This window comes from Agromyces allii, assembly GCF_009749385.1.
Taxonomy (GTDB): domain Bacteria; phylum Actinomycetota; class Actinomycetes; order Actinomycetales; family Microbacteriaceae; genus Agromyces; species Agromyces allii.
In genome coordinates, this window is record NZ_WBIN01000011.1 from 35,313 (window position 1) to 61,488 (window position 26,176).

The 26,176-nt window shown below is 70.7% G+C and carries 28 protein-coding genes; 12 read left to right on the forward strand and 16 right to left on the reverse strand.

Features of this window, described 5'->3' with window-relative positions; genetic code table 11:
- Positions 1-4: 4 nt before the first annotated feature.
- Positions 5-781, forward strand: coding sequence for an SDR family oxidoreductase (locus tag GQR16_RS13965; RefSeq protein ID WP_157415772.1), 777 nt, complete (start codon positions 5-7; stop codon positions 779-781).
- Positions 782-786: 5 nt separating this feature from the next.
- On the opposite strand, the gene GQR16_RS13970 is transcribed toward GQR16_RS13965, so the two are convergent.
- Complete coding sequence (locus tag GQR16_RS13970; protein WP_157415773.1) at positions 787-1,338, reverse strand: P-loop NTPase family protein; 552 nt, start codon at positions 1,336-1,338, stop codon at positions 787-789.
- A gap of 115 nt (positions 1,339-1,453) precedes the next feature.
- On the opposite strand from GQR16_RS13970, the gene GQR16_RS13975 reads away from it, so the two are divergent.
- Complete coding sequence (locus GQR16_RS13975; RefSeq protein ID WP_157415774.1) at positions 1,454-2,125, forward strand: hypothetical protein; 672 nt, start codon at positions 1,454-1,456, stop codon at positions 2,123-2,125.
- A 103-nt stretch (positions 2,126-2,228) separates the two neighbouring features.
- The gene (locus GQR16_RS13980; RefSeq protein ID WP_157415775.1) at positions 2,229-2,960 is read left to right on the forward strand and encodes a hypothetical protein; all 732 of its coding nucleotides are present in this window, start codon (positions 2,229-2,231) and stop codon (positions 2,958-2,960) included.
- Between the two features lie 90 nt (positions 2,961-3,050).
- On the opposite strand, the gene GQR16_RS13985 is transcribed toward GQR16_RS13980, so the two are convergent.
- Positions 3,051-3,524 (reverse strand): cupin domain-containing protein, encoded by a 474-nt coding sequence (locus GQR16_RS13985; protein ID WP_157415776.1) that lies wholly within the window; start codon positions 3,522-3,524, stop codon positions 3,051-3,053.
- A gap of 148 nt (positions 3,525-3,672) precedes the next feature.
- Between GQR16_RS13985 and GQR16_RS13990 the strand changes: the two genes are divergently transcribed.
- Positions 3,673-4,152 carry a hypothetical protein gene (locus GQR16_RS13990; protein WP_157415777.1) on the forward strand — a complete coding sequence of 160 codons (480 nt, stop codon included), beginning with the start codon at positions 3,673-3,675 and terminating at the stop codon, positions 4,150-4,152.
- On the opposite strand, the gene GQR16_RS13995 is transcribed toward GQR16_RS13990, so the two are convergent.
- From GQR16_RS13995 to GQR16_RS14015, 5 genes are all read right to left on the reverse strand, one after another.
- Positions 4,085-6,490: an HAD-IC family P-type ATPase gene (locus tag GQR16_RS13995; RefSeq protein WP_157415778.1), complete on the reverse strand. Its 2,406-nt coding sequence runs from the start codon at positions 6,488-6,490 to the stop codon at positions 4,085-4,087. The genes GQR16_RS13990 and GQR16_RS13995 overlap by 68 nt on opposite strands.
- A gap of 88 nt (positions 6,491-6,578) precedes the next feature.
- Positions 6,579-7,556, reverse strand: coding sequence for a dipeptidase (locus tag GQR16_RS14000; protein ID WP_211373521.1), 978 nt, complete (start codon positions 7,554-7,556; stop codon positions 6,579-6,581).
- Entirely contained in the window at positions 7,553-8,245 is a 693-nt protein-coding gene (locus GQR16_RS14005; RefSeq protein ID WP_157415779.1) for a hypothetical protein, read from the reverse strand. Before GQR16_RS14005 ends, GQR16_RS14000 begins: the two co-directional genes overlap by 4 nt.
- Positions 8,242-9,957 carry a NinB/YbcN family protein gene (locus tag GQR16_RS14010; protein WP_157415780.1) on the reverse strand — a complete coding sequence of 572 codons (1,716 nt, stop codon included), beginning with the start codon at positions 9,955-9,957 and terminating at the stop codon, positions 8,242-8,244. The genes GQR16_RS14005 and GQR16_RS14010 overlap by 4 nt, the downstream gene beginning before the upstream one ends.
- 36 nt (positions 9,958-9,993) lie before the next feature.
- Entirely contained in the window at positions 9,994-10,752 is a 759-nt protein-coding gene (locus GQR16_RS14015; RefSeq protein WP_157415781.1) for an IclR family transcriptional regulator, read from the reverse strand.
- Positions 10,753-11,096: 344 nt separating this feature from the next.
- On the opposite strand from GQR16_RS14015, the gene GQR16_RS14020 reads away from it, so the two are divergent.
- From GQR16_RS14020 to GQR16_RS14045, 6 genes are read left to right on the forward strand one after another with little or no spacing between them, the layout of a single operon-like run.
- Positions 11,097-12,695, forward strand: coding sequence for an ABC transporter substrate-binding protein (locus tag GQR16_RS14020; RefSeq protein WP_157415782.1), 1,599 nt, complete (start codon positions 11,097-11,099; stop codon positions 12,693-12,695).
- 37 nt (positions 12,696-12,732) lie between these two features.
- Positions 12,733-13,797, forward strand: coding sequence for an ABC transporter permease (locus GQR16_RS14025; RefSeq protein WP_246200850.1), 1,065 nt, complete (start codon positions 12,733-12,735; stop codon positions 13,795-13,797).
- Positions 13,794-14,693 (forward strand): ABC transporter permease, encoded by a 900-nt coding sequence (locus GQR16_RS14030; RefSeq protein ID WP_157415784.1) that lies wholly within the window; start codon positions 13,794-13,796, stop codon positions 14,691-14,693. The genes GQR16_RS14025 and GQR16_RS14030 overlap by 4 nt, the downstream gene beginning before the upstream one ends.
- Positions 14,690-15,523 (forward strand): ABC transporter ATP-binding protein, encoded by an 834-nt coding sequence (locus GQR16_RS14035; protein WP_157415785.1) that lies wholly within the window; start codon positions 14,690-14,692, stop codon positions 15,521-15,523. The genes GQR16_RS14030 and GQR16_RS14035 overlap by 4 nt, the downstream gene beginning before the upstream one ends.
- The gene (locus tag GQR16_RS14040) at positions 15,516-16,325 is read left to right on the forward strand and encodes an ABC transporter ATP-binding protein (protein WP_157415786.1); all 810 of its coding nucleotides are present in this window, start codon (positions 15,516-15,518) and stop codon (positions 16,323-16,325) included. Before GQR16_RS14035 ends, GQR16_RS14040 begins: the two co-directional genes overlap by 8 nt.
- Positions 16,322-16,744: a RidA family protein gene (locus tag GQR16_RS14045; RefSeq protein ID WP_157415787.1), complete on the forward strand. Its 423-nt coding sequence runs from the start codon at positions 16,322-16,324 to the stop codon at positions 16,742-16,744. Before GQR16_RS14040 ends, GQR16_RS14045 begins: the two co-directional genes overlap by 4 nt.
- Before the next feature lie 18 nt (positions 16,745-16,762).
- On the opposite strand, the gene GQR16_RS14050 is transcribed toward GQR16_RS14045, so the two are convergent.
- Entirely contained in the window at positions 16,763-17,416 is a 654-nt protein-coding gene (locus tag GQR16_RS14050) for an NAD(P)H-dependent oxidoreductase (RefSeq protein WP_211373522.1), read from the reverse strand.
- Positions 17,417-17,516: 100 nt separating this feature from the next.
- Between GQR16_RS14050 and GQR16_RS14055 the strand changes: the two genes are divergently transcribed.
- Complete coding sequence (locus tag GQR16_RS14055; RefSeq protein WP_157415789.1) at positions 17,517-17,960, forward strand: MarR family winged helix-turn-helix transcriptional regulator; 444 nt, start codon at positions 17,517-17,519, stop codon at positions 17,958-17,960.
- Positions 17,961-17,993: 33 nt separating this feature from the next.
- Here GQR16_RS14055 and GQR16_RS14060 read toward each other — a convergent pair whose 3' ends face one another.
- The 3 genes from GQR16_RS14060 to GQR16_RS14070 form a co-directional block, all read right to left on the reverse strand.
- Positions 17,994-18,887: an RNA polymerase sigma-70 factor gene (locus tag GQR16_RS14060; protein ID WP_157415790.1), complete on the reverse strand. Its 894-nt coding sequence runs from the start codon at positions 18,885-18,887 to the stop codon at positions 17,994-17,996.
- On the reverse strand, positions 18,884-19,516 hold the full coding sequence (locus tag GQR16_RS14065) for a carboxymuconolactone decarboxylase family protein (RefSeq protein ID WP_157415791.1): 633 nt from the start codon (positions 19,514-19,516) through the stop codon (positions 18,884-18,886). The genes GQR16_RS14060 and GQR16_RS14065 overlap by 4 nt, the downstream gene beginning before the upstream one ends.
- Before the next feature lie 119 nt (positions 19,517-19,635).
- Positions 19,636-20,280: a LysE family translocator gene (locus GQR16_RS14070; protein WP_157415792.1), complete on the reverse strand. Its 645-nt coding sequence runs from the start codon at positions 20,278-20,280 to the stop codon at positions 19,636-19,638.
- A 102-nt stretch (positions 20,281-20,382) separates the two neighbouring features.
- Between GQR16_RS14070 and GQR16_RS14075 the strand changes: the two genes are divergently transcribed.
- The gene (locus GQR16_RS14075) at positions 20,383-20,835 is read left to right on the forward strand and encodes an Lrp/AsnC family transcriptional regulator (RefSeq protein ID WP_157415793.1); all 453 of its coding nucleotides are present in this window, start codon (positions 20,383-20,385) and stop codon (positions 20,833-20,835) included.
- A 115-nt stretch (positions 20,836-20,950) separates the two neighbouring features.
- On the opposite strand, the gene GQR16_RS14080 is transcribed toward GQR16_RS14075, so the two are convergent.
- From GQR16_RS14080 to GQR16_RS14100, 5 genes are all read right to left on the reverse strand, one after another.
- The gene (locus GQR16_RS14080) at positions 20,951-21,424 is read right to left on the reverse strand and encodes an NUDIX domain-containing protein (RefSeq protein ID WP_157415794.1); all 474 of its coding nucleotides are present in this window, start codon (positions 21,422-21,424) and stop codon (positions 20,951-20,953) included.
- 62 nt (positions 21,425-21,486) lie between these two features.
- Complete coding sequence (locus GQR16_RS14085; protein ID WP_157415795.1) at positions 21,487-23,055, reverse strand: hydantoinase/oxoprolinase N-terminal domain-containing protein; 1,569 nt, start codon at positions 23,053-23,055, stop codon at positions 21,487-21,489.
- Positions 23,055-24,230 (reverse strand): S-methyl thiohydantoin desulfurase family protein, encoded by a 1,176-nt coding sequence (locus GQR16_RS14090; RefSeq protein WP_211373524.1) that lies wholly within the window; start codon positions 24,228-24,230, stop codon positions 23,055-23,057. The genes GQR16_RS14085 and GQR16_RS14090 overlap by 1 nt, the downstream gene beginning before the upstream one ends.
- Positions 24,227-25,558: a cytosine permease gene (locus GQR16_RS14095; RefSeq protein ID WP_157415796.1), complete on the reverse strand. Its 1,332-nt coding sequence runs from the start codon at positions 25,556-25,558 to the stop codon at positions 24,227-24,229. The genes GQR16_RS14090 and GQR16_RS14095 overlap by 4 nt, the downstream gene beginning before the upstream one ends.
- Positions 25,555-26,151 carry a TetR/AcrR family transcriptional regulator gene (locus GQR16_RS14100; RefSeq protein WP_157415797.1) on the reverse strand — a complete coding sequence of 199 codons (597 nt, stop codon included), beginning with the start codon at positions 26,149-26,151 and terminating at the stop codon, positions 25,555-25,557. The genes GQR16_RS14095 and GQR16_RS14100 overlap by 4 nt, the downstream gene beginning before the upstream one ends.
- Positions 26,152-26,176: the final 25 nt, after the last annotated feature.

Here is a 26,176-nt window from a genome sequence, read left to right on the forward strand (position 1 = left end):
CGCCATGCGCATCGCGGTCATCGGCGGCACCGGCCTCATCGGCACGCGACTCGTCTCGCGCCTGACGTCCGACGGCCACGACGTGGTCGTCGCATCACGGGCGACCGGCGTGAACTCCTACACCGGCGAGGGTCTCGCGGAGGCCCTCGCCGGGGCGGAGACCCTCGTCGACGTCTCGAACTCCGACTACCTCGACGAAGCCGCCGCGAACGAGTTCTTCTACGGCTCGACGCTCAACCTGCTGACGTTCGGCGCGGCGGCGGGCGTCGCCCACCATGTGACGCTCTCGGTCGTCGGCACCGACCGGCTCGCCAGAACCGAGGGCGGCTACTTCGCCGCGAAGGCGGCGCAGGAGCGGCTCGTCGTGCAGTCGGGCCGACCGTACTCGATCGTGCACGCGACCCAGTTCTTCGAGTTCATCGCGAACATCGCGGATGCGGGCACCACCCGCGACATCGTGAAGCTCTCGCGTGCGCTCTTCCAGCCGATGGCGGCCGACGACGTCGCCGCCGCGGTGGGCGCGACCGCCGTCGCCCCGCCGCTCGGTCGCATGGTGGAGTTCGCGGGGCCCGAGCAGTTCCGGCTCGAGGAGCTCGTGCGCCGCCAGTTGCGCCTCCGCAACGACCTGCGCGACGTGGTCGCCGATCCGCTCGCGCGGTACTTCGGCACCGACCTCGCCGAACGCGAACTGCTGCCCGGCCCCGACGCGACGATCGCCCCGACGCGCTACGAGGACTGGTTCGCGGCCGGCGGCCGGGCGTACGAGCCCGCGACGGCGTAGCCCGGCTAGGCGAGGTCGGCGAGCGCCCGCTCGACCGCCGCGAGCCGCGCCGCGCGGTCGCCGCTGACCTCGATCACCGCCGTGCTCTCGCCCACGAGATCGGGATCGTCGACGAGTTCGAGCAGCGCTTCGTCCATCGCCGCGCGCAGTTCGAGATCCTCGTCGTCGCCGACCGGCAGGTCGTCGCGGTGGTGCAGCGGCAGCACCACGAGCAGGTCCACGTGCTGCATCGCGGCCGCGGTCAAGTCGAGGCCCCGAGCGAACAGGCTCGACGATCGCCCGGCGCGGCGCAGGGCGTCGAGAGCCGACAGGTAGGCGAGGAAGTCGATCGGGCCGCGCTCGGCGATGATCGACCGGCCCGCGGCATCCGTCGTCGGGATCCGACGGGCACTCGACACGAGCTGCTCGAAGAAGGTCGACGCATCGGGCTCGTCGAGCGCGTCGTCGACGAGCTCGAACGGGTCGCCCAACCGTTCGAACTCGGGGTGCGCGCCGAGGACGTCGTCGATGAGGGTGGTCTTTCCGCTGGCGTGGGTGCCCGAGACGACGATGCGCATGCCCGGATTCTAAGGGGGCATCGGTGACGCGTGGTCGCCCCGCCGTCGGTGAACACCCGGATGCGGCGGAGCCCGACTCGGCGTACCGTCGTCGCCGTTCCACCGAGGAGGGGCCATGAGCGAGCGCACCGTCGCCGAGCCCGGCGACATGGACACGAAGCGGATGACGCGGCGAACCCGCTGGGCGCACGTCGCCGTCGGCGCCGCAGCCGGCCTCGCCTGGGCGGGCGCCCTGCGAGCCTGGATGGCCGAGCTCAGCGGCGGCATGTCGTCGTTCACGTGGGGCACGTTCGAGGGCGTGCTGCTGCCGGGGCTCGTGGTCGGAGTCGCGTTCGGCTGGGCCTCGAGCGTCGGCCCCGCTGCGTCCGCTCGTGAACGCCGGATGCTCCGCTGGTGCGCCGCGGCCCCGCTGGCCTTCGCGATCGCACCCGTGCTGCGCCCGGGCGCCCTCGTCGACCTGCTGACCCAGGGGCTCGGCGGCGGAGCCGTGCTCGTGGCGCTGACCGCGATCGCCGGGGGCTACGCGCTCGGCGGCGGGCGACGGATCTGGGCCCGGGTGATCTGCGGCGTGCTCGCGCTCGGCGTCTCCGTGGCGGGCGCCCTGTTCGCCGGCCCGCTCGTGCGGGGGCCCGCGCTCGCACTCGACTCGCCCCGTGGCGCCTGGCTCGCCGTCTTCGACCTCGCCCTGATGCTCGTGCTCATCGCGGCATCGAGCGCTCCGTTCCGGCGGCTCGCCGCGACTGCGGCATCGGACGGGCGCACGTCGCAGACCGGTCGCGCTTCATAACGGTCCGGCGACATCAGTGGCTGCACTGATCCTCGCCGTGCTCGGCCACCCTATTGTGGGCGAACCGCTCAACCCCAGCATCGTCACACGAAATCGGAGCCCCGTGAACCTCGCCACTCTCCGCTCCGCCGCACTCGTGGCCGTCGCATCCGTGCTCCTGCTCTCGGGGTGCACGCTCGGCTCGAGCCCCGGGCCGACGGCCGAGGCGCAGGCGCCCGAGACGACGGCACCCGCACCCTCGCCGAGTCCCGAGGCCGTCGACCCGCTGACGACGGTGACCGAGATCGTCGTGCGGCCCGTGCAGCTGGATCTGCTCGACGTCGACGGCGCGCTCGTCACGACCCTCTCGTTCGACGACGAGACCACCGCGTTCGTCGACGCACTGTCGATCGCGCTCGGCGAGGAGCCCCAGCAGACCGAACGGGAGGGCGGCCTCGAAACGGCCCCCTGGACCCAGTACGCGTGGACCGGTCTCGAGGTGCACGACGACCATGAGAACCAGGTGCCCACCAACGGCGGCGGCGTCTACGGATCCTACGAGCTGAACGTGAGCGTGGTCTTCACGGCGCCGGCGGTCGGCGACGGCGTGGCCGTGCGCACGATCGGCGGCTTCCAGCCGGGCGGCGATGCCGAGACCCTCGCGGCCGAGCTCGGAGAACCCTGGTACGGCAACGGACAGGACCAGGTGCGCGTCGAGACCGGCGAGCCGATCGGCGAGCAGCAGCCGGGCAACCCGTATGAGAACGCCTACTCGGTCACGGTCAACACCTGGGAGCTCGAAGGGGCGACGGCCTGGATCACCGCGCCCTGGAACTTCGGCGTCGGCCACGTGTAGCGCCGGGCTTCGACGGGCGGATGTCGCGGCATCCGTCCGTCGAGAGGGCTCGCCTCCCGGCGTCCGCCCGCGCCCGTCGCTGCCGCGGTGTCAGGCGTGCTCGTCGGGCTCGCCCCTGCCGGGCTGCACCGACCAGCTCGGCGGTTCGTCGACGCCGGCCTCTTCATCGCGGTCGGCGTCGGCCTTCGCAGCCTGCACGATGCCCGCCGCGTGATGCACGGGCGCGTAGACGACGTAGAGGCGCATGGGCTCGTCGCCGATGTTCTCGACGTCATGCCACGTGCCCGCGGGAACCTGGATGCTCCAGCCGTCGGAGACCTCCTCCTGGATCGGGAGATCGTGCTCGGACGGACCCATCTTCACGCGCCCGCGACCCGCGTCGAGGCGCAGGAACTGGTCGGTCTCGGGGTGGGCCTCGAGTCCGATCGACTCCCCCACCGGAATCGACATCAGCGTCACCTGGAGGTACTTTCCGCTCCAGGCGACGGTTCGGTAGTTCTCGTTCTGCTTCGTCGCCGTCTCGAGGTCGAACACGTTCGGCTTGGGTCCGTTGTCGATGCTCATGCCTCGACGCTATGCCGCCGGGGGCCGACCCGGCCAGTGCTTGCGGAATCGGTTCCGGTGACGCAGGCCGGCCCGATCGATCGCTCGAAGGAGGCCTCGCTGCGATTCCGGATGCCGCGGGCGGCCGCACGGCGCTAGGGTCGCCGGTATGAGCGCCCCGACCGAGAGCACCTCGCCGAGCGGCGAACCCGGCACCGCGCCTCGGCGTTCGTCACGACGCGCACCGCGGCGGCCGCCGCCCGAGCTCGTCGTCGCCGTCGTGCTCGGCTACGTCACGGGCGTCGTGCAGATCCTGGCCGGCATCACCGTGATGTTCGGCCGCTACCTGCCCGACACGAGCGCGGCCGAGCGCCTCGTCGTGACCATCACGGGCGCCTGCGTCGTGCTGCTGGGGCTGTTCGTGATCACCATCGCCGCGGGGCTGACGCGTGCGCGACGCGACGCGCGCGTGCTCGTCACCGTGCTGCTCGGCATCACGATCGCGCTCGACGTCGTCATCCTGATCGCCTCACCGGACCTGTGGTTCGTGCTCGTCGACCTCGTGCTCGTCGCCGCGGCGATCACGGTTCTGTGGACGGGTCGAACCGCGCGGTTCTTCGCACATAGCGCAGGTGGAAGAACCGGATGACCTCGATCGCGGCGATGCTCACGACCGAGACCACCAGCACCAGGGCCGCGGTGACGATCGACGGGTCGACGAAGACGAGGAACTCCGTCACGAGCGGCACCGAGTAGACGACGATGAGCCCGAGCATCATCGAGCCGATGATGAGGATCTTCCAGCCGTCGATCGGTCGCGAGAGCACCGTGAGCACCCACAATCCGATGATCGTCAGCAGGAGCGTCGAGCCGGTGCGCAACTCGTCTTGACCGATGCCGGCCTGCGTCGCCAGCCAGCTGTAGACGAAGAGCGCGATCGCGACGACGGCGCCGGTCGGGATCGCGAAGCTCAGCGACCGACGGAGGAAGCCCGGCACATAGCGTCGGGCATTCGGCATGAGCGCGAGGAAGAACGCCGGAATGCCGATCGTGAGCCCGTCGATGACCGAGAGCTGACGGGGCAGGAACGGGAACTCCAGCACGAACGCGCCGAAGAGCACCGCGAGGCCGGTCGCGTAGACCGTCTTCGTGAGGAAGAGCATCGAGACGCGCTCGATGTTCGCGATCACCTGACGCCCCTCGGCGACGACCCGAGGCAGGTGCGAGAACCGGCCGTCGAGCAGCACGATGCGCGCGACCGCCTTGGTCGCGGCGGCGCCCGACTCCATGGCGATGCCGATGTCGGCCTCCTTGATCGCGAGCGCGTCGTTGACGCCGTCGCCGGTCATCGCGACCGTGTGCCCGGCCTGCTTCAACGCGACGACGATCGCCTTCTTCTGCTGCGGCGTCACGCGCCCGAACACGAGGTGCTGCGACAGCACCTCGGCGAGCTCGGCCGGGTCCTCCGGCAGCTGTCGGGCGTCGAAGCCCGTGGTCGCATCGAGTCCGACCGTGCGGGCGATCGCCGCGACGGTGTCGGGGTTGTCGCCCGAGATGATGCGCACCTCCACGCCCTGCTCGGCGAAGTACGCGAGCGTCTCGGCGGCGTCGGAGCGGATGCGCTCGCGGAACGTCAGCAGCGCGACCGGCTCGAGAGCGGCCGGCAGCGATTCGGACTCCTCGTCGAGCGGCGCCGCGCTGTGCGCGAGCACGAGCGTTCGGAGTCCGGATGCCGCGAGCGCCCGCGACTCGCCGGCGAGCCGGTCGTCGGGGAAGACCATCTCGGGTCCGCCGAGCACCCAGCTGCCCGCGGCATCCGTTCCCTCGGCGAACGCGACCGCGCTCCACTTGCGCGCCGACGAGAACGGGATGCGCGAGACCGGCGGGGTCGACGGCGCGGCGTCGTAGGGCTCGGCGAGGCAGCGCGCCGTGGCGTTCGCGTCGGGCTCGCTGCCGTACCACGCGAGCGCCGACCGCCAGCCGGCCGGCGCGGCATCCGGAGCGAGCGGGTGCTCGGCGTCGAAGACGATGCTGCCCTCGGTCAGCGTGCCCGTCTTGTCGAGGCAGATGAGGTCGACGCGCGCGAGGCCCTCGACTGCGGCGAGCTCCTGCACGAGCACCTGCTGCCTCGCGAGCTTCACGGCGCCGACGGCGAACGCGATGCTCGTCATGAGCACGAGGCCGAGCGGGATCATCGCGACGAGCGCCGCGATCGTGTTCACGGCGGCCTGCCGCCAGTCACCCGATTCGAAGGCCTTCTCCCAGCCGCCGAACACGAAGATCTGGGCGTTGAAGACGAGCAGCGCGATCGGCCCGACGATCCAGCTGACGACGCGCAGCACCTTGTCGATCGACGAGCGCAGCTCGCTCGCGACGAGCGAGAACTTCTTCGCCTCGGCGGCGAGCTTGTTCGCGAACGAGTCGGCGCCGACGCGCACGACGACCGCCTCGCCCTCGCCGGCGATGACCACCGACCCCGAGAGCACCTCGTCGCCCGGCACCTTGTCGACCGCGTCGGACTCGCCCGTGAGCATCGACTCGTCGAGCTGCAGGTGGGCGGATGCCGCGACGCGGGCGTCCGCCGGCACCTGGTCGCCCGCGCGCAGCACGAGCACGTCGTCGAGCACCACGTCGGCGACCGCGACCTCGGAGACCTCGGCGTCGCGGCGCACCCGCGCCCGCGGCGCGTGCATGAGGGCGAGCTTGTCGAGCGCGGCCTTCGCGCGGAACTCCTGCACCGAGCCGATGACGGTGTTCGCGATGGCGCTGATGCCGAACAGCGCGTCCTGCCAGCGCCCGAGCAGCAGCAGCACGAGGAAGCACGCCGCGATGATGCCGTTGAACAGCGTGAGCACGTTGGCCCGGATGATGCTCGCGACGCTGCGGCTCGACTGCTGCGTGAACGCGTTCGTGCGCCCGTCGGCGACGCGCTGCGCCACCTCGGCGCTGGTGAGTCCGGTGGGTGTCTCGACATCCGTCGCGCTCATGGGGCGAGACTACCGGGGCGCGCGGCCGGGCGCTCCTGCGGGAGGAGGCCCGGCCCGGCCCGGCCCGGCCCAGCCTGGTTCTGGCACGTCAGGCGGCGGCGAAGCCCTCGCGGTAGAGCCGCAGCCAGTTGCCCGAGAAGACCGCCTCGGTCTCGGCGGCGCCGAGCAGGCCCGACTCGACGAGGTACGACGCGAGTTCGCCGATCTTGGTGGGCGAGTCCATCCACTCCTCCGGCGGCGGCGGTGCGTCGGCGAGCACGGCGCCCTGCTGCTCCGAGCGGGTCCACCGCCCCTTGCGCATCCACTGCACGTCGTCGTCGGGGGCGCCGGGCGACATGTCCGAGCCGAAGGCGACGTGCTCGACGCCGAGCTTCTCGACATGACGCACGACGAGTTCGGCGGCCCCCCGCACATCGCGGGCGTAGGCGCCCGCGATGTTGTTGTACGTGCACACGCCGAGCACGCCGCCGTGCGCGACGAGCGCGTCGAGCACGCGATCGCCCTTGTTGCGGGGGTGTGCGTAGAGCGATGCCGCGTTCGCGTGGTTGATCGCGACCGGCCGGGTCGAATGCTCGATCGCATCCACGCCCGTGGTGTCGCCCACGTGCGACAGGTCGACGACCATGCCGAGTCGGTTCATCTCGGTCACGATCTCCCGCCCGAAGCGGGACAAGCCGCTGTCGACGGGCTCGTAGCAGGAGCCGCCGATGGCGTTCTGGGTGTTGTACGTGAGCTGCACGATGCGCACGCCCATGTTCCAGAAGTGCTCGACGAAGCCGAGCCGGTCGTCGAAGAGCGACGAGTTCTGCGTGCCGAGCACGACGCCGACCCGGTTCGAGGCGTGCGCGGCCTCGATGTCGTCGGCCGTGCGCACGAGCACGGCCACGTCGTCGTTGTCGCGCACCAGGTCGTTCCACGTCGCGAGCGCGTCCATGGTCTCGAGCGAGCTCTCCCAGAAGGAGGCGGTGATCGTCACGGCGCCGACGCCCGCATCACGCAGGTCAGCCAGGGATTCGCGGTCGTACCGCCCGCACTGCAGTCCGTCGATGAGCATCGGCCGGCTCATCGCGCCGGTTCCGTCGCGAACGAGCGGATGTACTCGTAGGACTCCTCGTCGACCTCGCCGAGGAGGTTGCCGTCGCCGTCGTAGAGCTGCGATCCGGCGTGTCGTCGCGAGAGCTCGGAGTCGGGCGTGAGCGCCTGGTCGGAGGCGTGGAAGAGCCGCCAGAACTGCGCCCGGTCGGCATCGAACCCCTCGAGCAGCGCGCGACGCATCTGCGGCCCTTCGGCGTCGATCGGATGCCTCGGGGCCGGCGTCGGGATCGAGGTCGCCCGCAGCACGACACGGCGCGCGTCGTCGGCGTCGGGCACGACCTCGAGGTCGACGCCGCGCACGGCGGCGTACCCGCGGAGCGCGACGAACACGTCGGAGCCGTCGACCTCGACGAGCGTCATCTCGGCAGGCGCGTCGATGGCCGCGACCTCGAGCAGGTCGACGACCGTCGGTGCGACGAAGTAGCCGGCCTGTCCGCCCGCCGACCAGCCCTCGGGCGTCTCGACGAGCAGGCCGTCGAACCCGGCGACACGGTCGCGCGTGCGCTCGAGTTCGTCGAAGGCGGCGAATCCGGATGCCTCGGCGAACAGCAGCACGTCGCGCACCGGGTTCACCATGTGCCGTCGGGCGCCGAGGGCGTGCAGCAGGCGGTTCACGATGTGGCGGAACTCCCGCACCGAGTAGTTGATCTGGTCGGTCATCGCTGCGCCTCCTGCGCCTGTGCGCCCGGGATGGCCGGGTACGGGTCGATCCGTGCCGTGCCGTCGGCGATGTCCGCCGCGGTCGGGGCTCCGATGTAGATGAGGCCGAGGACGTTGCGGAGGTCCTCGGTGTCGACGGTGCGGTGCAGCCCGTGGATCGCGGCGTTCATGAAGCGCACGATCGAGACCGGCACGAACTCGCGATCGAGCATGTTCATGTGCGGCGAGTGATAGGCGAGCCCGGCGAGCGACTGCACGCGTTCGATCACGCCGCGCAGGTCGGGCCGGGCGGCGAGCACGCGACCCACGCGCTCGTCGGCGGCGAAGGCGTCGAGCGTCGCGACGAGCGACTGGATGTCTCCCGGCAGGTCGAGCGCCCAGTTGCGGCCCCCGGCGACCTCGCCCGCCGGACCACGGCGGGGCTCCTCGGCGTCGGCGGACTTGTACCAGACGTAGTCGCGCGCGCCCGCGGCATCCATGTCGATCGCGAGCGCCCAGGCATACTCGCGCTCGATGAGGTCGCGGAGCTCGTCGACCCGCATCGTCGCCTGCGATCGCATGAGTTCGCTGCGGATGCCTCCGGCGAGCGCCTGCTCGATGGAGACGGCCGGCAGCAGTTCGAGGAGGTTCGCGGCGACGACCTCCCACGCCTCGTCGTCGATGCGGCCGACGAGTTCGCCGAGCAGCCGCTCACCGGTCGTCGGACCTTCGGCGATCAGGTCGCGGAACACCGCGGCGGCCACGGCGAGGTCGGCGCCGACCAGGTGCGGCTCCTGGAAGTGCTGGTAGAGGTACGGGTCGGCGGCGTAGTAGGCCGATGCCTGGTCGAGCAGCTCCGCGATCCGTGCTGCGCCGTCGGACCCTGGTGCGAGGGTCAGCTTCGAGGCCTCGACGATGAGGATCTGGCGGGCCCGCATCCACTGCCCGACGAGCATCGGATGGGTGTTCACGAAGAACAGCAGGCCGAGCGCGGAGCCGTTGCCGATGCCGATCATGCGGCGCAACTCGGGCGAGAGCTCGACGGCTGAGTCGCTGCGGTGGGCGGCGAGGGTGTTCACGAGGTCGGCCGCGTACTCGCGCATGAGGTACGCGGTGAAGAGCTGGGCGTGCAGCGGGTCGCGGAGGGGGTGCTCGTCGTCGAGCGCGAGGAAGGATCGCGTGTTGAAGGTGCCGTTGCCGTCGAGGCCGGTGTTGCGCATGAGGTACCCGATCTCCCAGAGGAACCGGGTGTCGGGCTGCCGGCCGTCTGCGAGGGCGTCGACGACGTGGTCGAAGGCGCGGAAGCTCCGGTTCGACCTCGCCCAGGTCAGCGTGCCGGGCACGGCGCGGCCGACGTAGAGCTTCGGCAGCTCCTCGCGCGTGACGGCCCGGCTCTCGGGGGTGGTCTCGCCCTCGATGAGGGCGGCCATCATGTCCCAGTTCTTCTCGGTGATGCGGCCGGTGCGGCTCGACAGATCGGGCTCGAACCCGTAGACGACGAAGTCGAAGACGCGATCGCGCGCGTGCACACGGTAGAGCGCCTCGCCGCTGGAGTTCTCGTCGATGTCGAAGGCGACGCGTTCGATGCGCCAGCCCTCGCGGACGACGCGTTCGAGGACCGCACGGGCGGCCGAGACACGGCTGGGCGCGAGGGCCTGCAGCCGTTCGGGACGCATGAGCAGTTCGGGGTCGGTGAGGCGCTGCTCGACCGAGACCTCGGTCATGGTGGTCATGTGGGTGGTGACTCCTTCGGATCAGGCGGAGGCGGATCAGGCTGAGGCGAGGCCGGTGGTGGCCGAGATGAGGTCGTCGAGGTCGCGGGCGGCCGGTTCGAGCACCGACAGGGCGTCGCGCACCTTCGTGCGCCCCTGGGGCCAGTGGGCCGAGAGCGCGTAGCGCACGCCGCCGACCGCTCGTCCGACGGGCACCGCGACGACCTCGATCGGATCGAACTCGTCGTCGAGCACCGTGGCGTACCCGTGGGATCGCACCGACTCGAGTTCGGTCGGGCCGGCGAGCTCGATGCCCGTGCCGACCAGGCGCTGGTACTCGTCAGGCGTCGCGTACGCGGTCAGCACGAGGCCGAGCGCGCTGTCGATGATGGGGAACCGATGGCCGTGGCTCACGGTGACGCGAACTCCGCGGGTGGGCACACCGCGCTCGATCACCATGATCTCGTCGCCGTCGACGGCGGCCAGCGAGATCACCTCGCCGAGCGCCTCGGCGGCGGCGGCGATGCGCTCCGCGATCCGGGCGTTGAGCCCGGCGTGCCTGAGCGCCGCCTGCCCGATGCGGATCGCCCTGAGGGTGAGCGCGTACGTGCCGTTGTCGAGGTTCTCGAGCCAGCCCGCGGCGACGAGGGTCACGAGCTGCCGGTGCACGATCGAACGGGAGGCGCCGACCTGTCTGGCGAGCTGCGATACCCCGACTGGGCCGGAACTGTCGGCGAGCACGTCGAGCAGCTGCAACATCTTCAGGTTCGACGAGAGCGGCGCGGTGCCGGCCTTCGCCTCGGTGCTGTTGGTCATCTTGCTCCGTCATTCATTTCGTGACAAGTAATCGTCATAGGTGACGCGAGCAATGTATCCGCCGCCGAGACGAGTGTCAATCACCGGCTCGTGTGGGGCGAGTCTCCGGGACTTGCGCGGATTCCGGGCGGAATGTTGCAAGTCGGTTTCGCACTGTTCCCAATCGGCGGGGTCGTGTGTAATATCGCCAGCACCCTGCTCGAAAAGTGACATCCGTCATCTATACGGTGACAATCCCCTCCGAAGCGTTGAGATCCGACGCCTCGAACCACGAACGCAGCGACGACGACGTCGCCCAGAATCGGCGAGGCCCCAGGCCGCGCCATCCTGTCGAAGGGACCGGAATGAACACCAAGCACCCCCGGAGGGCTGTGGCCGCGCTCGCAGTCGCGGCCTCCGGACTCCTGCTCGTCACGGCCTGCTCGTCCGGCGACGCCGCTCCCGCGGCTTCGTCGAACCCCGAAGTGCTCGTGATCGACCAGTCGTTCACCGCGCAGTCGATCGACCCCGCGACCATCTTCCAGGTGACCGACGCGATCGTCGCGACCGGCATCTACCAGACGCTCGTCTCTTACCAGGGCGACGACCCCACCCCCCAGCCGCTGCTCGCCTCGGCGTACGACGTGAGCGAGGACGGCAGGTCAGTCACGTTCACGCTCGACGAATCCGCGACGTTCGCCAACGGCAAGCCGGTGACCGGCGACGACGTCGTCTTCTCGCTCGAGCGCCTCCGCAACCTCAAGTCGAGCCCGTCGTACCTCATGGACGGGCTGACCGTCACCGCGCCCGACGAGCACACGGTGGTCGTGGCATCCGAGAATCCCGCCTCGTACATCCCGAGCCTGCTCACCTCGACCGCGACCTCGATCGTCGAAGCCGATGCGGTCCGCGCGGCGGGCGGCAGCGACGCAGACGACGCAGCCGAGACCGACGGCGCCGCGGCACTGTTCACGTCGGCCGAGAACGGCGTCGGCAGCGGTCCGTACCAACTCGAGTCGTACGACACCAACTCGCAGATCACCCTCGTGAGCAACCCGGAGTGGTGGGGCGGCGACGCCGCCTACGAGCGCATCGTGATCCGCAACGTGAAGAACCCGCAGCAGCAGAAGTCGAACGTCGAGTCGGGTGAGAGCCAGATCGCGCTCGACATCCCCGGTCGCGTCGCCGAGGGCATCTCGACCGAGGCGCTCGACGTGAACGCATATCCCTCGCCCGAGGTGCTCTACCTCGCGATGACCATGGACGCCTCGTCTCCGACGTCGGATCCCGCCGTGCGGGACGCCATCCGGCTCGGCCTCGACTACGACGCCCTCGTGCAGCTCGCCGGCCCCGGAACGCTGCGGGCCGCCGGCATCATCCCGTCGAACCTGATCGGGTCGATCCCCGCAGACGACGCGATCCAGACCGACGTCGAGGCCGCGAAGCAGATGATCGAGGACGCCGGCGCCACCGGCTCGAAGATCACCTTCGACTACGCGAACGACTACACGAGGCTCGCGGGCATCGACTACAACATCATCGCGCAGGCCGTGCAGACCCAGCTCGCCGCCATCGGCCTCACCGTCGAACTGAACCCCACGCCGACCTCGACCTCGCTCCAGCGCTACATCGACGGCGAGACCCAGCTCGCGCTGTGGTCGTGGCCGCCGGACTACGGCGACCCCGACAACCTGCTCGTCTTCGGCCCCGGCGCCCTGATCGGCGAACGCGTGCAGTGGACCGCCGACGACGCCCCCGATGTGGTCGCCCTCGGCGACACCGCCCGCACGGCGCTCGGCGACGACCGCGAACCCGCCTACCTGGCGTGGAACGAGGCGCTCGTCGAACAGGCACCGTACGCGTACCTGCTCGAACCCACCTTCACCCTCGTCTCGTCGAGCGCCGTCGGCGCGAAGCTCGACCCCATGGCGAACCTCAACCTGTCGCAGATCGCGGCGAACTAGGCAGATGATGTCAGCTCCCTCCGTCGACTCGGTCGGGGTGTCCGCGGACACCCCGACCGGGCCCCCGGCCGGCAATGGCGGCTCGGGCTATGCGCGGTTCGTCCTGCGCCGGCTCGTGGCATCCGTCATCACCCTGTTCGGGATCACGATCGTCTCGTTCGGCATCAGCGTGCTGGTGCCGGTCCGAGCCGAAACGGTCAATCTGAGCCAGCAGGCGCTCGCGAACCCGGAGGTGGTCGCCGCCTTCCGAGCGAAGTTCGGGCTCGATCTGCCCATCTGGGAGCAGTACCTGCGCTATCTCGGCGGGCTCCTGCACGGCGACCTCGGCCTCTCGCAGCAGACCGGCAACCCGGTCTCGACCGACCTCGCGAACTACGCGCCCGCAACCCTCGAACTCGTCGTCTACGCGACGCTGATGTCGCTCGTGGCCGGTGTGGTCTTCGGCATCATCGCCGCCGCGATGCGCAACCGCTGGCCCGATCACCTCGCCCGCATCGTCTCGCTCGTCGGCGTGAGCCTGCCGACGTACTGGCTCGCGCTGGTCGGATCCACCCTGTTCTTCCGCCAGCTCGGCTGGCTGCCCGGCAGCGGTCGGCTCGATGCCACCATGATGCCCCCGCCCCGCGTGACCGGGTTCTACACGGTCGACTCGCTGCTCGCCGGCCAGTTCGACGTCTTCCAGTCGGCCGTCGCCCACCTCGTGCTCCCCGCCTCGATCCTCGCGATCTCGACGCTCGGCATGATCCTGCGCTTCACGCGGAGCTCAGTGCTCGACGGCCTCGGCACCGACGCCGTGAAGGCGGCGAAGGTCAAGGGACTTCCCACGCACCGGGTGCTCATGCGCTACGGCGTCCGCATGGCCTCGAGCCCGATCATCACCGTCGCGGCCCTGTCGTTCGGCTTCCTGCTGGCCGCGACCGTCTACGTGGAGCAGATCTTCTCGTGGGGCGGCATGGGCCAGTACGCCTACCGAGCCTCGACGAACCTCGATCTCTCGGCGATCACCGGCATCTCGGTCGTCGTCGCGGTGATCTTCCTCCTCGTCAACTTCCTCGCCGACCTGCTCGCGTCGGCGTTCGACCCGAGGATCCGACTGCAATGACCAAGACCGATGTCGTCGCCGCCGTGCGGCAGGCGACCACCTCCGAACTCCACCGCCGTTCCCGACGCGTGCCGGCCTGGATGCGCCGGCCCGGCACGATCTTCGCCTTCGTCGTGCTCTTCATGTGGCTCGTCGTCATCGCGCTCCCGTTCCTGCGGCCGTACGACCCGCTGGCGACGGTCGGGCCCGCGCTCGATCCGCCGTCGCCCGATTTCCTGCTCGGCACCGACGCCCTGGGCCGCGACAACCTCAGCCGCACGCTCTCGGGCGCGACCGTGTCGATCCCGAACGGCATCGCCATCGTGCTCGCCGCCGCCGCGATCGGCACCACGATCGGCCTCGTCGCCGGATTCTTCGGCGGATGGGTCGACGAGGTGCTCATGCGCGTCGCCGACCTCGTGTTCGCGTTCCCCAGCATCATCCTCGCCATGGCGATCGCCGCAGCCCTCGGGCCGAGCGTGCAGAACGCGGTGATCGCCGCGGCCATCAGCTGGTGGCCCGCCTATGCGCGAGCCGTGCGCTCGATCGTCCTGGCCATGCGCGAGTCCGAGTTCGTGCTGTCGAACCGCCTGTCGGGTGTCGGCACGTTCCGTTCGATCGTCGTCGACATGCTGCCCGCCGTGCTCGGTTCGGTGCTCGTGCTCGCGATGCTCGACGTCGGCGCGGCGATCCTCTTCCTCGCCGGCCTGTCGTTCCTCGGGCTCGGATCGGTGCCGCCGACGCCCGAGTGGGGATCGATGATCTCCGGCGCCGTGCAGTACTTCGACGAATGGTGGCTCGCGGTCGCACCCGGCCTCGCGATCGTGTCGGTCGTGCTCGCCTTCAACCTCATCGGCGACGCGCTGCGCGACCAGCTCGAGCCGCGACTGCAGGAGATGACGGGAGAACAGCTGTGAGCATCCTCGAGGTCACCGGCCTCACGGTCACCCGCCCCGACGGCGTCCGGCTCGTCGACGAGGTCACGTTCGACGTCGACCGCGCCGAGGTCGTCGGCATCGTCGGCGAGTCGGGTTCGGGCAAGACCATGACCGGCATGGCCCTGCTCGGACTCGTGCCCGAACCGCTCGCGGTCGGCGGATCGATCCGGCTGAACGGCCGCGAACTCGTGACGCAGTCCCAGCGGCAGTGGCAGCAGACCCGCGGGCGCGAGATCGCGATGGTCCTGCAAGACCCCTCGTCGGCCCTGCATCCGATGCTGAAGCTCGGCGAGCAACTCACCGACCACCTGCGCAGCCATCTCGGCATGCGCCCGAAGGCGGCGAGGGCCCGAGCCCTCGAACTCCTCGAACAGGTGCACCTGCCCGACGGCGAGGACATCCTCCGCCGATTCCCGCATCAGCTCTCGGGCGGCATGAAGCAGCGCGTCGCGATCGCGATCGCCCTCGCATGCGAACCGTCGGTGCTCGTGGCCGACGAGGTGACGACGGCGCTCGATGCGAACATCCGCGTCGGCATCCTGCGACTGCTCGACGAGCTGCGGCGTACGACCGGCATGGGCATCATGTTCATCACGCACGACCTCGCCATGCTCTCGTCATTCGCCGACCGCGTCAGCGTGTTCCGTCGGGGCGAGATCGTCGAACAGGCCGCGGCGAACGAGTTGTTCGCGGACCCGCAGCATCCGTACACGCACGAACTGCTCGACGCCGTGCCGAGCATCCCCTGGAAGATGGTCGATCTGGAGCCGGTCGGCTCCCCCGGCGAAGGGACCCTCGACGATGACTGAGTCCACTCCACTGCTGCGCGTCCGCGACGCCGAGGTGACGTACAAGGGACGCGGGCGCTCGTCGAAGCCCGCCGTTCGCGGTGTGAGCCTCGATGTGCACCCCGGCGAGATCGTCGGCATCGTCGGCGAATCCGGATGCGGCAAGTCGTCGCTGGCGCGCGCCATGGTCGGGCTGCAGGCGACCTCGGGCGGCAGCATCGAGTTCCTCGGCGAGCGGGTGCGGCCGTTGCCCATCCGACGCCGTGCCGCCTCGATGATCCCCCTGCAGATGGTCTTCCAAGATCCGAACGCGTCGCTCAACCCGCGCCGACGGGTCGACGAGCAGATCGGCGAGGTGATCCGGGGCAGCCGCAGGGCCATGCACGACCCGGCACGGTCGAAGGCCGAGGTCGACGCGCTCGTGGCGGACGCCCTCGACCGGGTCGGCCTCGACCCGGCGCTGCGGCGGCGCTACCCGCACGCGCTGTCGGGCGGTCAACGGCAGCGCGTCGCGATCGCGAAGGTGCTCGCCGTCGACACGAAGGTGATCATCGCCGACGAGCCGATCGCGTCGCTCGACGCGTCGTCGCAGAAGCGCGTCGGCGCCCTGCTGCGCGACCTCGTCGACACCATGGGCATCGGCATGGCGATCATCTCGCACGATCTCGCAGTCGTCGCGTCCATCGCCGACACCATGGCGGTGATGCGTGCGGGCGAGTTCGTCGAGAAGGGCACGGCCGAGCAACTCTGGACGCACGCGCGCCAGCCGTACACCCGCGAACTGCTGGGCGCCGTCCCCTCGCTCGTGAGCAGGGCGGCATGAACGGCGGGAGCGGCCTGCCCGACGTCGGCCTCCGGCGGATCCCCGCCGACGCCGACGACGACGCGCTCTCCGCCGACGCGGTCGTCGTGGGCGGCACGGTGTACGCGACGGTCATCCCGACCGACGAGCGCGACGAGCTCGCCGGCTCCTCGATCGCGGCGCAGGCCGAGCAGGCGATCGCGAACCTCGACGAGGTGCTCCGATCGGCGGGCTCCGACCTCGCGTCGGTCGCGCATCTCACGATCCACCTGACCGACATCGCGCGCGACCGGGCGGGCTTCAACGCCGTCTACCGCGAGTGGTTCCCCTCCGATCGCGTGCCCGTGCGGTGCGCCGTCGGGGTCGCAGCGCTCGCCCGCCCCGGCATGCTCGTCGAACTCACCGCGATCGCCGCGGTCACCGCGTCGTCGGTGCCGTGATCGCCCCGCTCCGCCTGCTCACACGCGTGCAGGCTGACGTTCCTGACGGCCGACCGGACGGAGGGCGGCGAAGCGCGCTTCGGTCTCGCGCAGCATCCGCTCGCGCTGTTCAGGGGTCTTCTCGGTGATGGCCGCGTAGTTGACCCACCGGAGGTTCTTCACGCCGATCTTGCCGAAGGTGCCCTTGAACATGATCTTCGTGAGCGGGTCGCGGAACCACCAGCGGTAGGCCGCGTCTGGGGTGGTCATGATCGACAGCACGGTGACGCCCCCGAGCCGCGGCATGAGGTTGCGGAACGGGTTGCCCTTCGCGCCGGCGACCTCCTCGAAGACGACGCCCTTGGTGAGCACCCGGTCGAGGAACCCCTTCGTCGCGGCGGGCATGGCCTCCCACCAGACCGGGAAGGCGAACACCACGTGATCTGCCGCAAGCAGTCTGCGCTGGTAGTCGGCGACCACGGGGTCGACCACGGACTTCAGGCGCCAGGCGACGAGGTCTTCGCGGCTCATGACCGGGTCGAAGCCGTCGGCGGCGAGGTCGACGAGGTCGATCTCGTGGCCGGCAAGACGGGCACCGCGGATCGCGGCATCGGCGACGGCGGCCGTGAAGCTGCGTCGGTGCGGCACGTTGTCGGCCGCATCGAGCGTGTAGGGGTGGTCGAGGACGAACATGATGCGCATGATGGCTCCCGTGTTGGGTGATCGTTGGTTGCGTATTCAACGGTTGCATGCGCAACAGTAGCCTGTCAAACGAAACGGGTAGACTCACGGCATGGACGCAGTCGACCTCCCCGATGAGCAGGCGCAGCTCTGGTACCTCATCCGACGCGTGGCCGGGCTGCTCGACCGCACGGGCGACGCCCTGTTCCGCCGGGAGCTCGACATCTCGCTCGCGCAGTTCCTCGTGCTGAGCGTCGTCGACGCACACCCCGGCCCCCTGAACCAGCAGGCCATCGCCGACCGCCTCGGCCTCACGAAGGGCACCGTCAGCCGTCAGATCGAGCAGGCGGTCGCGGCCGGCCTCATGACCGCCGAGACCAGCGCGCACAACCGCCGAGAGAAGGCGCTCGGGCTCACGGCAGCGGGCACCGACCTCGTGCGACGCGGCGATGCCCTCTACGCCGAGGCCCGCACCACGACCCTGCCGACGGGCGACGCCGACGACGTGCACGCGGCACTGCGCGTGCTCGAGCAGATGAACCGCGCCCTCGGCTGAGTCGCCGAGTCGCTGAGTCGCCGAGTCGCCGAGCTACCGCTCGAGCACGGGCCCCGCGTCGAGCCATTCGAGCTTGCTCGGGTTCGCGAACGAGAAGATGCGCGTGATGCGCCCGCCCTCGACGACCACGCTCACGGCGCCCGCGAGCTGCCCGTCGATCTCGGCACGGATGCCGGGCTCGCCGTTCACGTCGACGACCCGCACGACGAACGGGAGCCCGAGCTTCGCGATGCCGCCGACGAGGTAGCGCGCGATCTTGTCTGCGCCGACGATGGGTCGCACCGCGGCACCGCGGACCTGTCCGCCGCCGTCGGCGACCGACACCACGTCGGGCGCGAGCACGTCCATGAGCGCCTGCACGTCGCCCGAGTTCACCGCGGCGGCGAACCTCGCCACGACCTCCTCCTGCTCGGCCCGGTCGACGATCACGCGCGGACGCCGCGCCGCCACGTGCTCCTTGGCGCGATGCGCGATCTGGCGCACCGCAGCAGGGGTCTTGCCCACGGCATCCGCGATCTCGTCGTAGGGCACGTCGAACACCTCGCGCAGTACGAACACGGCCCGCTCGGCCGGCCCCAGCGTCTCGAGCACCGTCAGCATCGCGATCGACACGCTCTCGGCGAGCTCGACGTCGGCCGCGACATCCGGCCCCGTGAACAGCGGCTCGGGCAGCCACTCGCCGACGTACTGCTCACGGCGCCGCGCCTGAGTGCGGATCTGGTTCAGCGCCTGGCGCGTGACGATGCGCACGAGGTACGCACGCGGATCGCGCACTTGCGCGTGGTCGACCTCGTTCCAGCGCAGCCACGACTCCTGCAGCACGTCCTCGGCGTCGACGGCCGACCCGAGCATCTCGTACGCGACCGTGAAGAGCAGGTTGCGGTGCACGACGAACGCATCGGCGTCGGCACCGGTGCTGCGGCTCATGCCGTCGAGCCTACGACCGCCGTGGGAGCGCCCGTCGGCTCGGCGACCGCCGTGCCGGCTCCCCGCTCGACGAGCGGCGGCATCTCGCACGCCTCGGCGAAGCCGTCGGAATGGATGCCCAGCGCGATGTTCATGCGCGACGACATGTTCATGAACCCGATCTTCGCGGCCAGCTCGACGAGGGCGGCCGGGCCGAGCTCGGCGAGCAGGGCGGCCGAAAGCTCGTCGGTGACGGCCGGCGGCGTCTGGCTCATCGCCTCGGCGTACTCCATGACGTTGCGCTCGAGGGGCGTGAAGACGGTCGCCTCGCGCCAGTTCGGCACCTGTCGCGCCTTCTCGAGGTCGAGGCCCTCATTGCGCGACTTGTAGTAGTTGAAGTCGAGGCACCAGCTGCAGCCGATGTGTGCGGCCGTCGCCATGACCGCCAAGGTCGCCAGGTCGCGGTCGAGCTCGTGCAGGCCCTCGACCTTGCGCCCGATGCCCATCGATGCCCGCATCAGGGCCGGGTGGTGCGCGAGCACGCCCATCGAGTCGGGCACCGTGCCGAGCATGCGGCGTGCCGCGATCTTCACCACCCCGCCGAACACTCCGGTGAGCTCGGTCGGCGGGATGCGGGTCTGGGTGGTCATCATGTCCTCCTGCGTTGCTCGACGGTCCGGCTTCGGTATCCGGATGGCCCGTCGGCATGAAGACACCGGCCGGCGCTCGCGTGTGACATCCCCCTGTCGGTGTGCCGCTGCGCTGCGGTTCACGCCGATGCGAGGTGCGACACCTGCTCGACGACGAGCACGACCGCGAGCACGACCATCGCGGCTCCCGAGACGCGCGAGACGAGGCGCATCGCCGTGGGCCTCGCCCGCAGCACCGTGCGCGCGCCGAAGCCGACGATCGAGTAGACGATGGCGCAGCTCGCCACGAAGATCAGGCCGAGCACCGCGAGCTGCACGGGCAGCGACCAGTCGCCCGACGCGTCGGTGAACTGCGGCAGCAGCACGACCAGCACGAGCAGGCCCTTCGGGTTCAGTCCGCTGACACCCGCGCCCTGCGCGACGCGCAGCCATGGGCGAGCGGATGCCGGCGGCTCCGCCGGTGCACCGGTCGGCACGACCGCGACGGGCGGGTTGCGCAGCACGCCGACGCCGAGCCACACGAGGTAGGCGGCGGCGGCGAGCGTCAGCACGACGAGCAGGGCCGGCACGGCCGCCACCGCGGCGCCCACGCCGACCGCGACCGCCGCGACCACGACGAGATAGCCGACGAGGATGCCGCCGAGCGAGGGCACGAACGAGCGCTCGCGCAGTCCTGCGGCGATGATGTACGCCCAGTCGGGGCCGGGCAGCACGACCATGAGCGTCATCATGCCCCAGCAGGCGAGCAGCAGCTCGGGGTTCATCGGCGCCTCCGTTCGTTCGATACGACGAACCTAGGCAGGATCAGCCCGAAGAGGCTTCCGAACTTCACCTCGGAGCGTGCGATCAGTGGAAGAATCCACTCCATGGACGCCATCGACCGACGAATCCTTGCCGAACTGCAACTCGATGGCCGGCAGAGCCTCACCGAGCTCGCCGAGCGCGTGCAGCTGAGCATGTCGCCGACCCATCGCCGGCTGCGCGCGCTCGAGACATCCGGAGCCATCACCGGGTACCGGGCCGTCATCGACCCCGAGGTCGTCGGGCTCGGGTTCGGCGCGCTCGTGTTCGTGACCATGGAGTCGGCGAACCAGGCGACGATCCCCGCGTTCGATGCGGCGGTCGCCGAGATCCCGGAGGTGATCCAGGCGCTGCGCCTCTTCGGCGACCCCGACTACCTGCTGCGCGTCGCGGTGCCCGACCTGCCCGCGTACCAGCGCCTCTGGGACGAGCGCCTCTCGGCGCTGCCCGGGGTTCGACGGGTCGAGTCGACCCTCGTCATGAAGACGATCGTCGACGACCGGCCGCTGCCGATCTGAGCGCCGCTCCCTCATCGCGCGGACGCGAACAGTCGCTTCAGAGGCATCGAGGCGACCATTCGCGTCCGCGCCTGAGGTGCTGGCTGACGGGTGGCGGATGACGACCGGGAACGGGTCAGCGACCGCCCTCGAAGCGGGTCGCCCCCTCGCCGCCGACCGCGACCCGGATGCGTTCGACGTGATGCTCCGACACGCCGTTCAGGTCGTCGAGACCCCGCCAGCCGACCTCGGTCATCTCGCCGTCGGCCGGATACGGCTCGCCCTCGATCCACGCGCACCGGAACGTGAGGTCGAGGTAGTCGGCCTGGTCGCCGTTCACGTGGGTGACGCGCGGCATCTGGTGCACCCACGCGAGCCGGTCGACGCGCACCCGCACACCGGCCTCCTCGAGCGCCTCGCGCGCCGCGGCATCCGCCGGCTCCTCGCCGGGGTCGACGATGCCCGTGATGGGCGTGAGCGCGCCGTTGTCGGAACGCCGCCCGAGCAGCACCTCGTCGCCGCGCACGACCACGGCCGTCACCCCCACCAGCGGGATCGGCACCTGCCCGAGGTGTCGACGCATCTCGAGCACGAATTCAGGGGTCGCCATGCGTTCACGCTACGCGAGCGGATGCCGCGGCCGCACGCACGGCCCCGGCACCCGACCCGGGTTCAGGCCGCCAGCCGGCCGACCGCGCGCGCCCGGATGAGCACCGCCTGCCCGTCGATGTACGACACGGGCAGCTCCTCGATCGCCACGATCTCGATCGTGTCGGGGTCGGCGCCCGCGAGCCGTGCGCGGTCCGCGGCCTCGCGACCGGCGTCGGCGACGGACTCGCTGCGGTCGCCGTCGGTGCGGTAGACCCGCTCGACCTGCCCGGCGATCTCGCCGAGCGCCGCACCCACCGCGTTCGCGGCCCCGAAGTGGGCGGGGCGGATCAGCTCGCCGACGCCGTCGAGCTCGTCGGGCGCGATGATGCTGCCGCCGCCGACGAGGATCACCGGCACCGGGGCGGCACTGGGCTTCATGCGATCGATCGACTCCTCGAGGAGCTCGCGCATCGCCTGCCATGCGGATGCCCCGACGCGCCCGTCGATCGACGGTGCGCCGACGCCTTCGATGCGGGCGCCGCCGACGGCGAGCGCGACATCCGTCGCCGTGAGCGTCGCTCCGCCGAACGCGATCGCCTCGGTCGGCAGGCGGTAGCCCACGCTGTCGGGGCCGAGCACCACGACCGGTGCGTCGTCGCCGGTGACGGACGCCGCGGCATCCGCTCGCACGATCGTGCCGCCGCCCAGGCCTACCGAGAGCACGTCGGGCATGCGGAAGTTCGTGCGGATGCCGCCGATGTCGACCGCGTGCGCCGACTGCCGCGGGAACCCGCCGACGAGCACGCCGATGTCGGTCGTCGTGCCGCCGATGTCGACGACGAGCGCGTCGCGGGCCCCCGAGAGGTGTGCGGCCCCGCGGATCGAGTTCGTGGGTCCGCAGCCGATCGTGAGCACGGGGAACTCGAGCGCGTAGTCGAGGCGCATGAGCGTGCCGTCGTTCTGTCCGAAGAACGGTTCGGCCGGGATGCCGCGAGCGGCGAGCGCCGCGACGAACCCGTCGGCCATCGAGCGCAGCGTGCGCATGAGCGCGGCGTTCAGCACGGTGGCGTTCTCGCGCTCGAGCAGGCCGAGCGAGCCGATGCGGGCCGAGCGCGACACCGGCACGCCGAGCACGTCGGCGACGAGCTCGGCGACGCGTTCCTCCTGGCGCTCGTCGATGGGCGAGAACACGCCGACGACGGCGACCGCGTCGACCTCGCCGCGCATGCGCTCGCAGACCGTACGGATCTCGTGCTCGTCGATCGGGGCCAGCACCCGGCCGTCGACCTCGTAGCCGCCCGCAACGAGGTACGCGTGCTCGCCGATCGCGGCGCGCAGGTCGGACGGCCAGCCCTCGAGGGGCGGCACGGCCGTCGTCGCCGGGGCGCCGAGGCGGAGCACGCCGACCCGCCCGAGGCCGCGACGTTCGACGATCGCGTTCGTGCAGTGCGTCGTGCCGAGCATCGCGTGCGTGATCGTCGAGACGTCGACGCCGGATGCCGCGATGACGGCGTCGATCGCGGCGGCGACCCCGTCGCCCGTGTTCTCGGTCGTGGGCGACTTGACGGAGGCGACGACCCTGAGCTGCTCGTCGAGGATGACGGCGTCGGTGTTCGTGCCGCCCACGTCGATGCCGATGCGGTGTCCCATCAGGCGGCTTCCTCTCGTTCGGCGGGTGAGGCGGGCTGGGGGTCGCGCCGCGCATCGCGCACCGCGTCGTGTCGTGCGGCGGCGAGCGCCTCGACGGGCGCCCAGTCGACGTCGTACCCGAAGTGCGCCGGTCCGGCGTTCGCGAGCCCGACGTCGGTGCGCCACTTCTCGTTGCACGGCATGGCGATCACGCTCACTCGGGCGCCGTAGCGCAGCGCCTCCGTGGTGATCGGGTGGCCGGTCGCCTGGTCGAGCACGGCGATGAGGTCGGGCGTGACGGCCGCGAGCTCGCCGTCGCGGCGGGCCAGCAGCATCTCGTTCTGGAAGTCGAGCCGGAACGCGTGTCCGCGATCGTCTCCGGTGCCCTCGAGCTCGGCCGCTCCCTTGGTGAAGCCGCCCTCGAACTGGCGCCGCAGGTCGACGACCTTGCCGTCGAAGAGCCGCACGGCGTCGAGCTCGTCGCAGAGCGCCGCGATGCGCTCGTCGTCGCGGAGTGCCGTCTCGCCCTGCCCGAGCAGGATCTGCCCGATGCGGCGCGCGATCGCGAGCGTGCCCGGGATCGCGCACTCCTGGACGACCCCGCCGTCGTAGACGTAGTCGATCATGGTCGCGGCGCCGCCCATCTCGATCGTGGCGGCGCGCGCGAGCCGCTCCGACCAGGCGCCGTCGACCGGCCTGCTGACGACCTCGTTGCCGTGGTGGTCGACGAGCACGGTCGTGCCTGGCCCGTACCCGGCGAGGTGGAAGGTGACCATCTGCGCCTCGGGGAACGCCCGGCCCATCGCGTCGGCGTCGACGATCGGGAGGCCGCTCACGGCGGCCGCCGCGATCGGGATCATCGAGTTGCCGCCGCCGATCTCGATCGGCATGAGCGCCGTCGGCACGCGACGCATCGCGCGTTCGACGACCTCGAGCGCGTGGGCGAGCTCGGACTCGGCCATGATGCGTTCGACGTCGACGGACGGCGCGCCGATGCCGCCGATCGGCACGACCAGGTCGTGCTCGGTGAGCTCGTCGACCGAGATCACGCGCACCGGGCCGTGCAGGCGGATGAGCCGCTTCGCGATGAGCGAGCCGACGTGCGGATCGCCGCCTCCACCGGTGCCGAGCACCGCGGCGCCGAGCGCGATCTCGTCGATGTCGGCCTCGGTGATGAGCCGCAGGTCGCCGGTCACGAGGCGACCTCGTCGGGCTGCAGCTCGCGCTCGGCGGTGGCCGCGGCATCCGTTCGGGCACGACGCGCGATGAGCCCGAGCACGAGGAAGACGACGAAGCCGACCAGCAGGCCGTCGAGCGCGGGGATCGTCGTGAGGTCGAACAGGCCGAGGCCGAGGCCGTCGGCCGGACGCGTCGCCGCGAAGGCCACGAGGATGCCCGCGATCCACGCCACGATGGCGAGCGGATGCACCGAGCGCTCCGTCTCGGCGACGGCGAACCGACCAGCGCGGTGGTCGACGACGAAGGCCGCGACGTACACGCCGCCGAACGGGGCGATCACGATGCCGATCGCCGAGATGAACGGGATGAAGCCGTCGGCGGCACCGAGCACGGCGATGAGGATGCCGACGACGCCCCCGATGACCGTGAGCACGCGTCGGTTGAGCCGCCCGTTGATCGACGCGAAGCTCAGCGCCGAGGAGTAGAGGTTCGAGGTGTTCGTCGTCCACTGCGCGAGGATCAGCACGATGACGGCGGCACCGCCCAGGCCGAGCAGGAAGAAGATCGTCATGAGCTCGGTCTCCCCCACGATGCGGGCGAGCACGAGCGCGACCACGACGATGATCGAGTTGCCGAAGAAGAAGCCGACGAAGCCCGCGGCCATGGCCTGCTTCGGGGTCTTCGCCCAGCGCGCCATGTCGGGCGCCGTGACCACTCCGAGGATGAAGATCGCCATGACGAGCGAGACGGCGCCGCCGAACGTGTAGAGGTTCTCGACGGGAGTCGCGAGGCCGTCGGTGCCCTGCGAGGCGAGGCCCACGATGATGCCGACCAGGAGCAACACGAGCAGCGCGGGCACCGCGAGCGAGCTGAGCTTCGAGATCGACCGGTAGCCCCAGAGCGCGGTGAGGGCCATGAGGATGGCGCCCACGAGCGTGAAGACCCAGACGGGCACGTCAAGGCCGGTGAGCTCGCCGAACGCGATCTGCGCGTTCGAGCCGAAGAAGCCCGCCTGCACCGCGAACCAGCCGAGCAGGCTGAGGCTGAGCGCGAGCGCGAGCACGGCGCCGCCGATGCGGCCGAACACGACGCGCGAGATCATCGCCGTCGACAGGCCCGAGACCGCGCCGACGTAGGCGCACGCCATGGCCATGAGGCCGAGCAGCGTCGAGCCGACGAACGTCGCGAGCAGCGCCGCTCCGAAGTCCATGCCGGCGGCGAGTTCGATGCCGAGGAAGGCGCCCGAGAGGTCGATGCCGATCGCGATCCAGACGGCGGCGATCGACCACCATCCCTTGCGCTGGTCGGCGGGGACGACGCCGTGTTCGTAGTCGGTGGTGTTCATGCTGTTCCTTCGGGGGAAGAGGCGAGCAGCGCGGCGAGGTGGCGCCAGGCCAGGTCGAAGCGCACTCGGTAGACGTCGGGTGAGTAGTGCGTGAGCTGGAGGAACAGCCCGTCCATCACCACGAGGAAGAGGGCGGTGAACCCGTCGGAGTCGTCGAGGGCGAACTCGCCGGCCGCGACCCCTTCTTCGTGGGCGCGCCTGACGGCACTCGCGAGGGTCGATTCGGAGTCGAGGAAGATCTCGCGGAGGCCCGCACCGCTCGCACCGGATTCGGCGATGGCGGCGCGCAGGCTGAACTCGGCGAGGTCGGGGCAATCACGGTAGTACGCCTCGATGCCGCCGAGCAGGTGTCCGAGTCGTTCGAGCGGGGCCATCGCGCCGCCCGACCGAGCGAGCTCGTCGAAGTACGCGGTGTGCTCGACGGACACCTCGGCGTAGACCGCCTCGTACAGCGCCTCCTTGCTGGGGAAGTGCGCGTACAGCGAGGGCGTCTTGATTCCGACGGCCCCGGCGATCTCGCGCAGGCTGGCCTCGGCGTAGCCCTTTCGCGCGAACACGGTGCGTGCCTCGGAGAGGATGTCAGCTCTGGTCATCTGCCTGCCTAACGATCATTAGTTA